12 protein-coding genes are annotated in these 16441 nt (G+C 65.7%); 7 read left to right on the plus strand and 5 right to left on the minus strand.

Translation table 11 applies throughout. From position 1 onward, the window contains the following. Positions 1-138: 138 nt before the first annotated feature. The 3 genes from R3P93_RS18890 (at position 139) to R3P93_RS18900 (ending at position 4948) form a co-directional block, all read left to right on the plus strand. The gene (locus R3P93_RS18890) at positions 139-3426 is read left to right on the plus strand and encodes a (Fe-S)-binding protein (protein ID WP_317533768.1); all 3288 of its coding nucleotides are present in this window, start codon (positions 139-141) and stop codon (positions 3424-3426) included. Between the two features lie 170 nt (positions 3427-3596). Further along, complete coding sequence (locus R3P93_RS18895; RefSeq protein WP_317533769.1) at positions 3597-4589, plus strand: type IV toxin-antitoxin system AbiEi family antitoxin domain-containing protein; 993 nt, start codon at positions 3597-3599, stop codon at positions 4587-4589. 89 nt (positions 4590-4678) lie between these two features. Then, positions 4679-4948: a hypothetical protein gene (locus R3P93_RS18900; protein WP_068055411.1), complete on the plus strand. Its 270-nt coding sequence runs from the start codon at positions 4679-4681 to the stop codon at positions 4946-4948. Here R3P93_RS18900 and R3P93_RS18905 read toward each other — a convergent pair. Continuing rightward, a complete protein-coding gene (locus R3P93_RS18905; RefSeq protein WP_317533770.1) occupies positions 4941-6854 on the minus strand; it encodes a dipeptidyl-peptidase 5 in 1914 nt (637 codons plus the stop codon). The two genes, R3P93_RS18900 and R3P93_RS18905, sit on opposite strands and share 8 nt — an antisense overlap. Positions 6855-6954: 100 nt before the next feature. On the opposite strand from R3P93_RS18905, the gene R3P93_RS18910 reads away from it, so the two are divergent. Beyond that, positions 6955-7182 carry a DUF3263 domain-containing protein gene (locus tag R3P93_RS18910; protein ID WP_068055415.1) on the plus strand — a complete coding sequence of 76 codons (228 nt, stop codon included), beginning with the start codon at positions 6955-6957 and terminating at the stop codon, positions 7180-7182. Positions 7183-7189: 7 nt separating this feature from the next. Here R3P93_RS18910 and R3P93_RS18915 read toward each other — a convergent pair whose 3' ends face one another. Further along, a complete protein-coding gene (locus R3P93_RS18915; RefSeq protein WP_068055418.1) occupies positions 7190-7927 on the minus strand; it encodes an SOS response-associated peptidase in 738 nt (245 codons plus the stop codon). Positions 7928-8014: 87 nt separating this feature from the next. On the opposite strand from R3P93_RS18915, the gene R3P93_RS18920 reads away from it, so the two are divergent. Both R3P93_RS18920 and R3P93_RS18925 read left to right on the plus strand, forming a co-directional pair. Next, positions 8015-9265: a pyridoxal phosphate-dependent aminotransferase gene (locus R3P93_RS18920; protein ID WP_094640813.1), complete on the plus strand. Its 1251-nt coding sequence runs from the start codon at positions 8015-8017 to the stop codon at positions 9263-9265. A gap of 226 nt (positions 9266-9491) precedes the next feature. Then, positions 9492-10853, plus strand: coding sequence for a YibE/F family protein (locus R3P93_RS18925; RefSeq protein ID WP_317533771.1), 1362 nt, complete (start codon positions 9492-9494; stop codon positions 10851-10853). A gap of 70 nt (positions 10854-10923) precedes the next feature. On the opposite strand, the gene ald is transcribed toward R3P93_RS18925, so the two are convergent. After that, a complete protein-coding gene (gene ald / locus R3P93_RS18930; RefSeq protein WP_094640812.1) occupies positions 10924-12006 on the minus strand; it encodes an alanine dehydrogenase in 1083 nt (360 codons plus the stop codon). Between the two features lie 116 nt (positions 12007-12122). Between ald and R3P93_RS18935 the strand changes: the two genes are divergently transcribed. Continuing rightward, positions 12123-12647: an Lrp/AsnC family transcriptional regulator gene (locus R3P93_RS18935; protein ID WP_068055430.1), complete on the plus strand. Its 525-nt coding sequence runs from the start codon at positions 12123-12125 to the stop codon at positions 12645-12647. A gap of 6 nt (positions 12648-12653) precedes the next feature. Here the strand turns inward: R3P93_RS18935 and R3P93_RS18940 are convergent, their stop codons facing one another. Both R3P93_RS18940 and R3P93_RS18945 read right to left on the minus strand, forming a co-directional pair. Next, positions 12654-14600 carry an Hsp70 family protein gene (locus R3P93_RS18940; protein WP_317533772.1) on the minus strand — a complete coding sequence of 649 codons (1947 nt, stop codon included), beginning with the start codon at positions 14598-14600 and terminating at the stop codon, positions 12654-12656. Positions 14601-14775: 175 nt separating this feature from the next. Next, positions 14776-16206 carry a hypothetical protein gene (locus R3P93_RS18945; RefSeq protein ID WP_317533773.1) on the minus strand — a complete coding sequence of 477 codons (1431 nt, stop codon included), beginning with the start codon at positions 16204-16206 and terminating at the stop codon, positions 14776-14778. Positions 16207-16441 lie beyond the last annotated feature (235 nt).

The raw sequence follows: 16441 nt of genomic DNA on the forward strand, positions 1-16441 counted from the left end.
GCACCGCTTCACTCGGTGGTGCTAAGTTACCCGTCAGTACGGCGAAACTGCTACTGGCGAGTAACATAGTCCGTCAGCCGGCTCGACGGGCCGAACCCGCGGTAGCCCCCAGCTGCCACCTGAACGAAAGGCCGCGACATGAACGCCCTGACGATCACGTTGGGCACAGTCGGTGCTCTGCTCAGCCTCGTGTGTTGGTACGTCTTCATTCGCGGGGCTCTGCGGATGTTCAACATCGTGCGACTCGGCCAGCCGGCACCCGACCGCTGGCGACCGATTGTCCCTCGCTTCAAGCAGATGGTCGTCGAGTTCCTGCTGCACACCAAGATGGTCAAGTTCCGCACCGTCGGCTGGTCGCACTGGCTCGTGATGGTCGGCTTCATGTTCGGTTCCATCGTCTGGTTCGAGGCGTACGGCCAGACGTTCAACCCCGAGTTCCATTGGCCGATCTTCGGCGACACTGCGGTTTACCACTTCCTCGAGGAGATCCTCGCTCTCGGCACGGTCATCGGTATCGCCACGCTGATCGTCATTCGCCAGCTCAACCACCCGAGAAAGCCCGAGCGTCAGTCGCGCTTCGCCGGCTCCGGGTTCAAAGCCGCCTACTTCGTCGAGGCCGTTGTGCTCATCGAGGGCCTGGGCATGCTGATGGTGAAGTCCGGCAAGATCGCCACCTACGGCGACGGCAGTCTCATCTACGACTTCGCCACCGTCCACATCGCCACCCTGCTGCCGGCCAGCCCGGAGATGGTGTCGGTGTTCGCGTTCGTCAAGCTGATGTCCGGCATGGTGTGGCTCTACATCGTCGGTACCCGCATCAACTGGGGTATCGCCTGGCACCGCTTCTCGGCGTTCCCCAACATCTACTTCAAGCGCATGGACGACGGCACCGTGGCTCTCGGCCCGGCCAAGCCCATGATGTCCGGCGGCAAGGTCCTCGAGATGGAAGAGGCCGACCCCGACGTCGACGCGTTCGGCGCAGGCAACATCGAGGACTTCAGCTGGAAGGGCTGGCTCGACTTCAGTACCTGCACCGAGTGTGGCCGCTGCCAATCGCAGTGCCCCGCCTGGAACACCGGCAAGCCCCTGTCCCCCAAGCTGCTGATCATGTCGCTGCGCGACCACAGCCACGCCAAGGCCCCGTACCTGCTGGCAGGCGGCAAGAAGGACATGGCGGGCGACGAGGTCGGACTCGTCGACTCCGAGGGCAACGTCGACCAGAAAGCGCTCGACGCCATTCCTCAGAATGCCCGTGACGAAGCCGATCGCAAGCTCGTCGCCGACGCCATCGAGGGCGGCATCATCGATCCCGAGGTGCTGTGGAGCTGCACCACGTGCGGCGCCTGCGTCGAGCAGTGCCCGGTGGACATCGAGCACGTCGACCACATCATCGACATGCGTCGCTACCAGGTGCTCATCGAGTCGGAGTTCCCGTCCGAGCTCGCCGGCCTGTTCAAGAACCTCGAGAACAAGGGCAATCCGTGGGGCCAGAACTCCAAGGACCGCCTCAACTGGATCAACGAGATGGACTTCGACATCCCGGTCTTCGGCCAGGACGCCGATTCGTTCCAGGACTACGAGTACCTGTTCTGGGTCGGATGTGCCGGCGCCTACGAGGATCGCGCCAAGAAGACCACCAAGGCCGTCGCCGAGTTGCTCGCCACCGCAGGCGTGAAGTTCATGGTGCTCGGCGCGGACGAGACCTGCACCGGCGACTCCGCTCGCCGCGCGGGCAACGAGTTCCTGTTCCAGCAGCTCGCCATGCAGAACATCGAGACGCTGAACAGCGTGTTCGACGGTGTCGAGCAGAGCAAGCGCAAGATCGTCGTCACCTGCGCGCACTGCTTCAACGCGCTCGGCAACGAGTACCCGCAGGTCGGCGGTGACTACGAGGTGGTGCACCATACGCAGCTGCTCAACCGCCTCGTGCGCCAGAAGAAGCTGATCCCGGTGGCCTCGGTCAGCCAGGACATCACCTACCACGACCCGTGCTACCTCGGCCGTCACAACAAGGTGTACGACGCTCCGCGTGAGCTCATGGCCGCGTCGGGCTCCAATCTGAAGGAGATGCCGCGCCACGGTGAGCGGTCCATGTGCTGTGGTGCCGGTGGCGCTCGCATGTGGATGGAAGAGAACATCGGCAAGCGCATCAACATCGACCGGGTCGACGAGGCACTGGCGACCAACCCGAAGAAGATCGCCACCGGTTGCCCGTTCTGCCGCGTCATGCTCACCGACGGCGTCACCGCGCGGCAGGAAGGCGGCGCGCACGAGGGCGTCGAGGTCGTCGACGTCGCGCAGCTGATGCTCGAGTCGATCACCCGCGTCGAGTCCTCGGTACTGGGCGAGAACATCAAGGTCATCCCCCGCGAGCGCACTCCGGAGGAGAAGCTCGCGACCGAAAAGGCGATGGAGGTCGAAGAGGCCGAACGCATCGCCCCCGTCGAGGAGCCGGCCGAGGCGAAGTCCGCTCCGGCAGCTCCTGCCCCCAAGGCCGGCGGCGGTCTGAAGATGAAGGGTCTGGCCAAGGCTCCGGGAGCGAAGGCACCCGGTTCCGCCACCAAGGCCGAAGAGCCAACGGAGGAGGCTGCACCCGCGGCCAAGCCCAAGGGTCTCGGATTGGCAGGCGGTAAGGCACCCGGTGGCAAGGGTCTGCAGATGAAGGGCAAGGCACCCGGCGCGAAGGCGGCTGCACCTGCACCTGCCGACACTGCAGCCGAAGCTCCGTCCACCGAGGCCTCGGAATCGACTCCGTCCGTCAAGCCCAAGGGCCTGGCCGTGAAGTCGGGCTTCAAGAAGCCGGGAGCCAAGGCACCGGGTAAGCCGGCCGAGGCCACCGCGGCTCCCGCCGCGGAGCCGTCGACCGCTGACGCACCTGTCGAATCCGCTTCTGCTGCAACCGAATCCAAGCCGACCGTCCAGCCGAAGGGCCTGGCCGTGAAGTCCGGATTCAAGAAGCCGGGAGCCAAGGCACCGGGTAAGCCTGCTGCCGAGGCTCCGGTCTCCGAAGCACCTGCTGCCGAGGCACCTGCTGCTGAGGCACCGGTTGCCGAGGCTACGGCGTCGGAAGCACCCGCCGCCGAGGCTGTCGCAGAATCCAAGCCGACCGTCAAGCCCAAAGGCCTGGCCGTCAAGTCCGGATTCAAGAAGCCGGGCGCACGGACACCGGGTGCGGCAGCGGCAACACCCGCGGAGGCGTCGGACACCACCGAGGCACCAGCCGAGGCGGCCAGCACTGAGGCACCCGCTGAGGCTCCGGCAGAGGCGTCGACCACCGAGGCACCCGCCGAGGCGGCCAGCACCGAGGCACCCGCCGAAGCGTCGGACACCTCGTCCAGTGGTTCCGATGAGCGGACTCCGCCCAAGCCGAAGGCCGGTGGACTCGGATTCGCTCCGGGAGCCAAGGTTCCGGGACGCCGGAAGTAACCTCACACCCCTTTTACCGACTGCGCGCCCTTGCTCACTGCCGAGCAGGGGCGCGCAGTCGCCAGTAGGGGTGTGAGGTCCACTCCCACGAGTTATCCACAGGCAGCGAGTTATCCACAATCGGCCACTGGGGTCTTGTCGAAAGCGATTGCGCCCGAGAGCATTTCTTCATGACCCGCATAGTCTCGCGATCCGACGCACTCTCCCGCGGAATTTCCGACGCAGAGTTGCAGCGCTACTGCCGAACGCGAGCATGGCGTCGACTCCGTCCCGGACGGTTCGTCAGCAGAGACGAATTCGACGCCCTGCCCAGGGAAGACAAGCATCGAGTGATCGCCGAGGCCGTGTTCGACGCGACCATCGCCCCCGATGCCGTGGTCAGCCATGTGAGTGCGGCTGTCTTCCACGGTCTCGCTGTGTGGAATGCCGACCTGAGCCGGGTGCACATCACGCGCAATCGCGCCCGGGGCGGAGGTCGGAGCAGTGCCGTTCGAGCAGTGCACACCTCGCCGTACACCGACGAGGAAGTCGTGGATTTCGACGGCGTTCGGGTCACCGCTCTGGCGCGCACAGTTGCCGATTGCGCTCGCTCACTTCCGTTCGAGACGGCTGTCTGTATCGCGGACTTCGCGGCGAGAGCACGCGGTCTCGCTGCTGAAGATGTTGTCGCAGCACTGGATTCGTGCCCGAACCATCCGGGTAATCGGCTGGCGCGTCGGGTTGCGGAGTTCATGGACGGCCGGTCCGAGAGTGTCGGGGAATCACGCGCCCGCGTAGTGCTGCATCATCTCGGCTACACCCCACAGCTGCAGGTACCGATGACGGATTCCCGTGGCTTCGTCGGGCGCGTGGATTTCGATCTGCCCGACATCGAGACTGTTCTCGAATTCGACGGCAAGGTGAAGTACGGGCGCTATGTGCCCGAGGGGAAGTCCGCGGCCGATGTGTTGTGGGACGAGAAGCGCCGCGAGGATCGCATTCGCGCAACCGGCCGTCAGGTGGTGCGAATTGCCTGGCCGGATCTCGATCGTCCCGAGCTCGTCGACCGGATGATCCGCGATGCTGCCGATAGAGCCGGCCGACGCCACCGAGCGACCTTTCTACCGACCGCGCGCCCGTCCTCGCGTCGAAATGCAGGCGCGCACCCTGCACAAGCGGTGTGAGGTTCCCGCGAACCCCCCTCGGAAGTGGCCGAATCGGACATCGTGAGTATGGTCGGACGCGAAGGCGTACCGACAAGTAGGGAGCAGGCATGACCGACGACGCGGACAAGCTCTTTCGCCGCTACGACGAGTGGTGGACGGCTCTGTCGCCGGACGACCGAGCGCACGTCGAGCAGTGTTGCGAATCCGGCCGCACCGACGAGCGCCTCTGTGCACTCATCCTCGAGAACGACGGTCCGTCGAAGGCAGCGTTCGAGGTGGGCAGCAAGTTGTCCGAGGGCAACAGCAAGTACTGCGCGATCCCCAGTGCACTCCTCGAGTTTCTGGAAGCGAAGCGAGCGCACCCACCACTCAGCTAGAGGGACGCCACAGCTGCAGCTCGGGGATTCCGGGCGGCGTGAACCCCATGACCTGGCCGTAGAAGGACAGTTCGGATTCTCGTGCGTTCACCTGCGTTTCCAGTTTGCGGAACCCGTGTGACTCGCCCGCGTAAGCCAGGTAGGCGTGCGGTATCCCCTTGCTCACCATGGCATCTCGGAATCGTTCGGCCTGCGACGGCGGCACGATCGGATCGTCGAGCCCCTGCAACAACAGCACTGGGCAAGAGAGTCCGTCGACGTTGTTCACCGGTGCCCGGGTTCGGTACAGATCGATGGCCTCGGGCAACGGTCCGATGAGCCCGTCGATGTAGCGCGACTCGAAGTCGTGGGTCTCGGCGACGAACAGCTCCAGCTCTGCGACACCGAAGTACGATGCACCGCAAGCGAACACGTCGGAAGACGTCAGCGCAGCCAAGACCGTCCAACCACCTGCGGAGCCACCTTCGATGGCCAGCCGGCGCGGGTCGGCGAGTCCACTGTCGGCCAGCCCCTGCACCGCGGCGATGGTGTCTTCGACGTCGACCACTCCCCACTGCCCGCGCAGCCGGTTGCGGTATTCGCGGCCGTATCCACTGGAACCGCCGTAGTTCACATCGACGACGCCGATGCCGCGGCTGGTGAAGTAGGCGAACAACGGGTTCAGAGCGGGTGCCACGTGCGCCGTGGGGCCGCCGTGGACGAAGGCGACGTACGGCGGCAATTCACCGTCCAGGCCTTCGTAGTCGGGGTTGCGCGGCGCATAGGTGATGGCGTGCACCTCACGGTTCGGCCCCTGGAACGTCACCTGACGCCCCTCGGGGAGGTACGCACTGTCGGGAACGGACTCGAAACCCGAACGGACAGAGGTCAGTTCACGAGATTCGAGGTCGAGTGCGAACAGCGCGCTTGCCACGTGCGCTCCGCCGCCCTTGATCAGCACGGTCGAGCCGGAGCGCCCACCGAGCCCCACCGAGGTCATACCGTCGAGCGCGATGTCCTCCAGCACTCCGGACGCCGGGTCGAGCACCGCAAGGGTGTCGGTGCCGACAGTCCGCACGGTGAGCAGTGTCCCGTCGTCCAGCACCTCGTACCAACTCGATCCCAACCGCCACAGTGGAGCACCGAAATCCGCGTCGAGCGTCCGCAGCGGCGTGACCGACCCGTCGAGCATCACCGAATACAGGTTCCACCAACCACTTCGGTCACCGATTGCGTACAGCGACTCGTCGTCGATCCATTCCGGTTGCAGCACCGATTCCTCGGTCGAGCCGAGTAGAACCGTCCAGGACGACGGCTCGGCCAGCGAGGCGACGCGCAGTTCCGTTCCGTCCCAGGGCATCTGCGGGTGGTTCCACGCGATCCAAGCGATGTGGGTGCCGTCGGGTGACAGTCTCGGGAACGCCAGAAAGTCCGAACCCGCCACCAGCGAGCGCACCCCGCCGCCGCCGAGATCGATGGCCACGATGTCTCGGGACACCGCGCCTGCGTCGTGCATCTCGCGAACTGCGATCACGTCGGTGCCGACCACCGAGAGGTCCGCGTACCGAATGCTGGACGCCACAGCCGGTTTCGGGGTCAGCGGGACGGGTGCGGCGCCGGGGGTGAGTCGGTAGACGCGTTGATCGGAGAACTCGGCGAACACCAGGTCTCCGTCGGCCGTCGCAGTCCAGGCTCCCCCGCCGTATTCGTGGACGCGGGTGCGGGCGTTGAACGGTGCGGGCAGAACCGGCTGCACTTCTCCGTCGACATACCGGCAGATGGCCGTTCGGCCTTGTTCGGCGGGCCGCAGTTCCGACCACCAGATCTCGCTGCCGACGAAGCGCCCGCCCTCGACGGGGTGGCCCGCCGACGACAGATCTGCTGCGGTGATGGGCGAGGGCCAGGATCCGAAGGCGAGAGCAGTCACGCCGTCCACCTTAGTGAACTGACATGCACGTAACGCGTTGTTCACCGGCCCTTCAACCATGACCCGGATGATGGGGGTCGAGTAGCACTAGGGGGACACCATGCGCCGGACCACTACCCATTCGGTGGACCACGAAATTCTGACCTTCGGCCGAACCTGGCGGGGATACGGCGGAGGCAGCGACGAGGACATCTACGTGGCATTCGGCATCGACGCGCGTACCTACTTCCAGCGATTGCGTCGCATCCTGGACTCGCCGGTCGCCGAGGACCTGTCCCCGGACGAGCGGTCCGCGATCGCCGACATCTGCCGCACGAGACTCGCCTGAGCCACCGCTACACCGGTACCAACAGCTCCGGGCTGTTGTTCTTCACACTGTTGACCGCGGTACTCACCTCGTAGGGCTCGAGCCGCGGCTCAGGGATGGCCGCCAACAGATCCTGCACGTCGCCGAGATCGGTCACAGTGGGGTCGAGCCAGCTCGCGCGCAGCTCCGGCGGAAGCACCACCGGCGAGCGATCGTGAATGTGCCCGAGCGCATCGGCTGCAGGAGAGGTGAGCACGGTGACCGACCAGACCCACCGATCCTCGTCGTCCTCGGCCTTGGTGGGGTCTCGCCACAGCTCGTACAGGCCGGCCATCGCCAATACTCCAGGAGTGGAGCCCGCGGAACGACCACTATCCAAGCCCTCGTGCAGGAAGTACGGCACCTTCGCGCCGTCACGCTTTTCCCACTCGTAGTAGCCGTCTGCGGGCACGATGCATCGTCGACGGCTCGCCGCCTTCTTGAACGACGGCTTCTCGGTGATGGTCTCGGACCTGGCGTTGATCAGTCGAGAACCGATTTTGGCGTCCTTCGCCCACGAGGGGATCAGACCCCAGCGCACCGACCGCAGTTGTCGCACGGCGTCGGCCTCGGGTTCGTCCTTCGGTGCGCGCTCGAGCACCGTCCGGACCGTCTGGGTGGGGGCCACGTTGTACGACGGCGGCACCTCCGCACCGACGGTCTCGGCGATGTCGAACACCGCCTGCAGGTCACTGTCACTCCGGGTACTGGCATACCGTCCGCACATGGAACGAGATTGTTCCACCTGCCACCGACATCTCGGACGAAACAACCTCGTGGAATTACGTGGCACCCACCTGGCACGATGTGACGGGTGACCACTCCGCAGATCCACTCCCAGCCGCGTTACCGCACGTTGCAGCAGTCGACCAAGCTGCAGAACGTGCTGTACGAGATCCGCGGACCGGTACACGCCCATGCCGCGCGGCTCGAGGCGGAGGGGCACCGCATCCTCAAGCTCAACATCGGCAATCCGGCCCCGTTCGGGTTCGAGGCCCCCGATGTGATCGTGCGGGACATGATCGCGGCGCTGCCGGTGGCGCAGGGGTACTCGGAATCGAAAGGCATTCTGTCCGCGCGGCGCGCCATCGTCACCCGATACGAGCTCGAGCCGGGCTTCCCCGAGCTCGACGTCGACGACATCTACCTCGGCAACGGGGTGTCCGAGCTCATCACGATGACGATGCAGGCACTGCTCGACGACGGTGACGAAGTACTGATCCCGGCTCCGGACTACCCGCTGTGGACGGCGATGACGACGCTGTCCGGCGGCAAAGCCGTGCACTACATCTGCGACGAGGAGAACGGCTGGAATCCCGATCTGGCCGACATCGAGTCCAAGATCACTCCGAAGACCGTCGCACTGTTGGTGATCAATCCCAACAATCCGACGGGTGCGGTGTACTCGAAGGAGGTGCTGCAGGGCATCGTCGATCTCGCACGCAAGCACCAGCTGCTGCTGCTCGCAGACGAGATCTACGACCGGATTCTCTACGACGACGCAGAGCACACCTCGCTGGCGAGCCTGGCTCCCGACCTGCTCTGCCTGACGTACAACGGTCTCTCCAAGGCGTATCGAGTGGCCGGCTACCGCGCCGGCTGGCTCGCGATCACCGGACCGAAGGCGCACGCCGCAGGGTTCATCGAGGGCATCGACCTTCTCGCGTCGACGCGACTGTGCCCCAATGTGCCTGCGCAACATGCCATTCAGGTCGCTCTCGGCGGATACCAGAGCATCGAGGATCTGATCCTGCCCGGCGGCCGTCTGCTCGAGCAGCGCGACGTCGCATGGGAGAAACTCAACGCGATTCACGGCGTCTCGTGCGTCAAACCGCGGGGTGCGCTGTACGCGTTTCCGCGACTCGACCCCGAAGTACACGAAATCTACGACGACGAAAAGCTGGTCCAGGACCTGTTGCTGCAGGAGAAAATCCTCGTGGTTCAAGGCACCGGATTCAACTGGCCCGGCCACGATCACATCCGCATCGTGACTCTGCCGTGGGCGCGAGACCTGGCGGTGGCGATCGAGAGGTTCGGTAACTTCCTCGCGTCGTACAAGCAGTGACACCGGAAGTTACTCGAAAGTAGTTGAAAGTGATGCACAAAACATCGGTGTGATCCCGCCTCGGCGACGAATGATCTGTACATTGGCGGACGGCACTTCGGTGCCCGCGAGCCCTGGTCGTCCCCTCCCCCCCGGGTCGGTCAGGTGGTGGCGGGGGACGCCCCCCCTGCTCCCCGCCACCGAGCTCCTCGCATCTGTCACCAACCTGGCCCCGTACTAGCCTTGCATGGTGGAACCACACGGCAATCCTCCCGACGGCACCAAGCCGAGCCTCGACTCCTACGCGGGCCACGGGCACGGGCACGGCCACAGCGATACTCCGGTTCCGTTGGGACCGGTGGCGGCCAAGGTCGTCGTCGGACTGTTGGTCGCCATTGCCATCGCCGTGATCGGTGGTGCGATCGCTCTGTGGCCGAGCCAGCAGAGCGTCGACATCCCGTTGCCGTTCCAGACCTCCGGCGGTGGCGCAGTGTCCACCGAGGCGGGCACCATCACCTCGCAGAGCATCGGGCCCTGCGGAAGTCCCGACGCCGGAAGACCGTTCACCGGTGACCCGACCCCCGCGGTCAACGACTCCTACGAATGTCAGCGCAGCATCGTCGACATCACCACGGGCGAGGACGCGGGCAAGCGCACGGTACTCGAGATCGCTCCGGGGCCCGGGCAACCGACCCTGAGTGCCGGCGAGGACATCCGGTTGGTTGTACAGACCGACCCTGCCGGTGGAGTCCGCTACTCCTTCAACGACTATTCCCGCGGGCTACCGTTGGCGCTGATCGTCGGCGTGTTCGCGGTGGTCATCTGCATCGTCGCCCGCTGGCGGGGATTCCGTGCACTGGTCGGCCTGCTCATCGCGTTCGCCGTGCTGGTCGTGTTCATGCTGCCCGCCCTGCTCGACGGTGCACCCGCCATTCCGGTGGCCCTCGTCGCCGGTGCGGTGATTCTCTATGCCGTGCTCTATCTGGCGCACGGGGTGAACCTTCGGACCAGCTCGGCGCTGCTGGGCACTCTCACCTCGATGGCGGTGGCGGCGGCGCTGTCGTACGTCGCCATCCGCATGACCCACCTGACCGGATTGTCCGAGGAACAGAACACCGCCGTACAGACGTACATCGGCAACGTCAGCGTCACCGGTCTACTGTTGGCCGGCTTCATCATCGGCTCGCTCGGTGTGCTCAACGACGTGACGATCACGCAGGCGTCAGCGGCCTTCGAGCTCGCCTCGGTGGACGAGACGGCGTCGCGGCGCGAGATCTTCACCGCGACGATGCGGGTGGGTCGCGATCACATCGCCAGTACCGTCTACACGCTCGTGCTCGCCTACGCCGGTGGCGCACTGCCGCTGCTGCTGCTCTTCAGCGTCGCCGACCGATCCATCCAGGACGTACTCACCGGCGATTCGGTGGCCATCGAGATCGTCCGCTCCGCAGTCGGCGGTGTGGCGCTTGCCCTGTCGGTTCCGCTGACCACGGCGATCGCCGTGCTGTTGGCCCGCCCCATCAACGTGGGCGGGCCCTCCAACCGAGCGCAGCGCCGGGCGACGGCACCCACCCGCAAGAGCAGGCGCTCCGGCCGTCACAGCGCGTGAGCGGCTCCGCCGCACGTGAGTAGAAGCTCGTAGTGGGCTACGAGTTTTCGTGCACGTGCGGCGCAGCCGCTCAGGCGAACGCAGCGGCGACGGTCTCCGACAACAGTGCACCGTTGTGCGTGCTCAGGCCGGCTTTGAGACCCGGGTCCGCCTCGCAGGCAGCTTCCCAACCCTTGTCGGCGAGTGCGACGACGTACGGCAGGGTGGCGTTGGTGAGCGCGTAGGTGGAGGTGCGCGGTACGGCACCGGGCATGTTGGCGACGCAGTAGAACACCGACTCGTGCACCTTGTACGTGGGATCGGCGTGGGTGGTGGCGTGCGAATCCTCGAAGCAGCCGCCCTGATCGATGGCGATGTCGACCAGAACCGAACCCGGCTTCATACGCTGAACCAGACTGTTGGACACGAGCTTCGGTGCCTTCGCTCCGGGCACCAGCACTGCGCCGATGACGAGATCCGCTGCGAGAACGGCCTGTTCGAGCTCGTAAGCGTTGGATACCAGAGTTTTCACCGCACCGCGGTACTGATCGTCGATGGCGCGCAGCGCCTTCACATCGAGATCGAGCACGGTGACGTCGGCGTGCATGCCGAAAGCGATTGCGGTGGCGTTCCTTCCGGACACGCCGGCTCCGATCACCACGACGTTGGCGGGGCGGACTCCGGGAACTCCGCCCATCAGAACTCCGCGCCCGCCTTCACTGGACATCAGGTGGTAGGCACCGGCCTGCGGCGCGAGGCGTCCGGCAACCTCACTCATCGGGGCGAGCAACGGCAGGGAACCGTCTGCAGCAGTGACTGTTTCGTAGGCGATGGCGGTGGTACCCGACTCGAGCAGCGCATCGGTGCACGGCTTGGACGCCGCGAGGTGCAGGTAGGTGAACAGCACCTGCCCCTTCCTCAGGCGTGAATACTCCTCGGCGATAGGTTCTTTGACTTTCAAGAGCAGGTCCGCAGTCTCCCAGACCTCGGCGACATCGGTGAGAATCTGCGCTCCGGCGGCCTTGTAGTCGGTATCGGTGAACGACGAACCGGCTCCTGCCTCGGTTTCGATGATCACTTCGTGTCCTCGCGAGACCAGTTCGTGCACGCCTGCCGGGGTGATGGCCACCCGGTATTCGTGGTTCTTGATCTCGCGTGGAATTCCGATCTTCATGGCGGCCTCCTCGGTGGCGGGTGATGTGAAGCCGGGGCTCCATCCGTGTAGGCCAACTATGAATTATCTACGAAATACCTGCAACGGAAGTGAATATAATTCTGTACAATCCCAGAATGGTGAGCAATAGTTCGTTCGAGACGGGTGAAGCGGGGTCTCGGTCGAACGATGTTCGGTCGGTGCCACTGGACCGAATCGACCACATCCTGCTCGACGAGCTCCGCCGCGACGCCCGTACACCCAACAACGCGCTCGCTGCCGCGGCCGGGATCGCACCGTCGACCGCACTGGCGCGGGTTCGTGCTCTGGTCGAACGCGGCGTCATCCGCGGCTTCCACGCCGAGATAGACCCCGAGGCACTCGGCCAGGGCATTCAGGCCATGATCTCGGTTCGGCTGCAAGCAGATGCTCGACGACGCATCAGCGAATTCGGTTCGAAGATCGCCTCACGGAAGGAGACGCTGAACATCTACTTCATTGCCGGTGCGGACGACTTCCTGGTGCATGTGGCAACCGTCGACACCGCCACTCTTCGCGACTTCGTCGTCGAGAATCTCAGCGCCGACCCTGCTGTGGCCGCTACCGAGACCATCCTGATCTTCGAGCACATCAGGCCGCGAAACACTCACGGAGAGAAGTGAATCGGGTCAGGGAGCGGGCGGGGCAATCGGCGGGAAACCGGGCAGCGTGAAATCCGGGAATCCTGGAATCAGCGGCGGTGGCTGCTGCGTCGTCGGAGGAACGCTCTCGACGGGTGGCGGCGGCGCAGGCTCGGCCGTGGTCGTCGTCGGCTCCGGAGTCCACGGCTCCTGGTAGACCTCGGTCTCCGGTGGCACGGTGGTCGGTTCGACCGTGGTTTCCGGTGCAGGTGCGGGCGGCGGCAACACCGGCGCTGGTGTCACCGACGTGGGCGGCACCGTGGTGGTGACAGCGGGAGCTTCGGTCTGGTTCCGACTGACCGAGGTGTCGACCACCTGCGGTGTGTTCTGCTGGGTGATCATGAACGCGGAGCCGCCCACCACCAAAGCGAGACCGAGCGCGAGAACACCTCCGGTGCGGAGCTTCCGCCGAGCCCGAGTGCGGTCGTCCTCGCCGTCGTCGTCGTCGTAATCGGCGTCGAGCCAGTAGACGTTCTTCAGCTGGAACGGAACCGGCTTGCCGTCGTCTGCGGCCTCGGGCTTGGCAGCAGAGTTCTCGGCAGACGAATCCCCCGTGTTCGCGCTCAACGCAACGACCTCCCCGTCGACCCGCGCCCCCTGCACGTGGTCGTCGAGAACATCTTCCACCACCGGTGAGGTCTCCGGAACCGAATCGACTGCACTTGATTCGGCGGAGTCGGTGAACCTCGAGGAAGCGAATTCTCCCGAGGTACCGGTGGGATCGGCCGGGCCTTCTGACGTCGGGACTTCGGACACCGGCACTTCGGGCACCGGCACCTCCGACACCGTGTCCTGCGACTGCGCGCCGACCGCTGCCGCCGCTATCCAGGGACGGGCCGGAACAGGACGCGCCGGCGAGGGAGCCGGGACAGGCACACCGGGCGCGGCGTGCTGGGACTCGGTATTCGCCGGAACCGGACGGACCGGCGCGGGTAGCGGCGGCACCGGCACGGAAGCCGGTTCCGAGCGGACCCGCGACGCGGGTTCGGCGGTCATCGGCGCAGCGGACGTCGCCTGCCGATTCGGTGCCCGACGCGTTCCGGTTCGCGTGCGTGAATGCGGACGAGCAGCCAGTGCCGCTCCACGCGCCGCGACGGTCTCGGGTTCGGTCGGCACGATCGACGGGAGTTCGAGCAGCGGTCCGACGCGTTTCTGCACGATCGGCATGCGAGCGCCACCGCCGATCAGTACGACGGCGTCGATCGGAACGTTGGCACCGATCATCACGTCGCGCGCGAACTCGATGGCCTCGTCGAGCAGGTCGGTGATGAGCAGCTCGAAGTTCTCTCGGGAGAGCAGGATCATGCCGCTGGCGTCGGGCAGACATACCGCGTCCTGAGTGGACAAGCGCTCCTTGGCAATGCGGCAGCGCTTCTCGAACAACGCCATGTCGGGGTCGGTCGGCTGCTTGCCGAGGCGTTGGAGCTGATTGTTGCGCACGTAGGCGTCGAGCAGATCTCCGCTGTACGCACCGGATCGCTGCGAGGCGATGACGGTGCGCTGCACCAGGTCCACGACGCTGACGGTCAGTCCTGAACTTCCGAGGTCGAAAAGTGCGACGGAATTGCAGTTGCGGGCCTCGCCCGTTGCCGCCAGATACTCGACGACAGCCTCCACCTCGGGGACCAGGTGATAGTTGTGCAGGCGCGCACCGCTGAGGGCAGCATGCAGCGCGTCGGCCTGGCGGGGGTCGCGGTAGGCGACGCCGGTGGCGAGTTCGGGCTCGCTCTCCGCTGCGGCACCGATCGATTCGGCGGCCAGATGCGGAAGGTCTCCGCCGACACTGTCGATGAGTTCGTTGCGGAAGAACAGGGGCCGGTCGATGTCGGTGACCAGGCCGGATGGGTCTCCGACGGGTGACCCGAACTGCTCGGGGCGGGGCTGCGCCGTGCGCACGGCTCGGGTCCCCATGGACACCCCAAGCAGCACAGTCACGGTTGTCGGCCTCATTTCGATCGGCAGTTGTCTTCGGACGCGATCCACCTCGTCCAGAGCGCCAGGCTACCGCTTCGGCCGAATCGGCGGGGCGCGCGCCCCGGCGGTGGGCGGAGCCGGGCGTAGTGAAACCTGTCGCGCTCCCCACCCGGCCTGCTCGAACCGGACCCGAGGTCTATTCCGGCAGCTCCGGATCGACAGTCGGTAGGTACAGCTCGCCGGCGTAGGTGAACTCCCGCTCGTACAGGTCCGCGTCGGACAATCGAACGGGCCCGAGCACCGGCAGCTCGGCGGGTCCCGGATCGACCCCGTCGGCCGGGTCCGCGACGGCAGAAAGCGCAGCGGCGAACGTGGAATCAGTGGGAATCTGCTGGTCGATCAGCGGAGTGGGCGGCGGCGTGTTTCCCCGGGTGAACACCAATCCCACCACCGCGACGATCAGCAGACTCACGGCGGCGAGCACGGACGCGTCTCGAATCGACCAGGTGCGTCGGCCGCGGCGAACCGGCTCGGCGACGACCCCCGGCTCGGGTGCCGCGGGTTCGAGCACCTCGGGCTGCAGGAGTGCAGGTTCGTCGAGATCTATGTCGGCCGGGACCGTATCGAAGGTGGTCGACGGGATCGTCAGATCCTCGGTCGCGAGTTGGTCGACGGTGAGGCCGTCGACCATCCACTCCTCGACGGTGTCGAAGTCGAGCGTCTCCGGCTCGACGGTGTCGAAGTCGAGCGTCTCCGGCTCGGCGAGCAGCTCGGGCGCATCGATCAGCTCCGACGCGTCGTCCGGGACGGTGATGATTCCCACATCGGCATGGAGAGATCCGTCGAAAGGGGTTTCGGCGGGTCTTTCGTCGAGTGCCGCACCCTCGGCGATGGCCATTGCAGGGTCGTCGGGCACGTGGACGGGAACGTTCCACTTGTCCTCGATGATGGTGCGCACCGCGGGGATGCCTGCACCGCCACCGATCAGCAGTACGGCATCGGGTGCCTGTTTGGAGGCCCAGTCCAGGGCGTCGGAGACGAGCGGTGTGATCTCTCGCTCGAATTCCTTCCGGCTGAGCAACATCGGGCCGCGGTTGGGTGCCCGGACGCCCACCGACGTGCTCACCAACTCCTTCAGCTCGCGGAAGAAGGCCTGGTACTCCTGATCGCCCTCGGGGCCGACCGGAGCCGGCAGAATGCCCTTGGCCATCACGATGCCGCGGACCACCTCGTCGAAGCGGTCACCGCTGATGTCGACGGTGCGTGCGGTCCACTCGACGTACTCGCCCGCCACATCGAGTGCGGTGGCCGAAAACCCCTTCTTGCCCAAATCCACCACCAGGACGTAGTCCTTGTCGGCCAGTTCCGGAACGGTGCGGGCATAGGCGAGCAGGGCGTGGGATTCCTCGACCATGCGAGCGTTCGGCACGGTGCCGTCGCCGAGGGTCTCCAGCAGCGCCGTCACGGCTGCGGTGTCCCATCCGGCGAGCACGATGTCCTCGAACGGCCCGAGGTCGACGAGCTTGCCGGGCAGCAGGTCGTGCGCACCCTCTGCGTCGATGGAGTCCTCGACGCGGCGGCCGTCGGCGATGTACGCGATGCGCACGGCACCGGTACCCACTGACACCCCGCAGACTCCACCCATAGACCAGACAGTCCTTCACAGATTGTGTTTCGACGCCCGATCCGGCGTCCGTACGAGCCCCCGCTCCTCTCGAAGTGTACGGCGGCTCGGATACCCGATGCGGGCATCCCGGTAACGCTACTAAACAATCTGCGATATTGTTTAAGAGGGTCTGGGGAGACTTTGGGTCGAAAAGGCACACTGCCAGCCGACCCTGAGTCGACGACGAGGCCGTCCG

The organism is Rhodococcus cerastii (assembly GCF_033042195.1).
Lineage (GTDB): Bacteria > Actinomycetota > Actinomycetes > Mycobacteriales > Mycobacteriaceae > Rhodococcoides.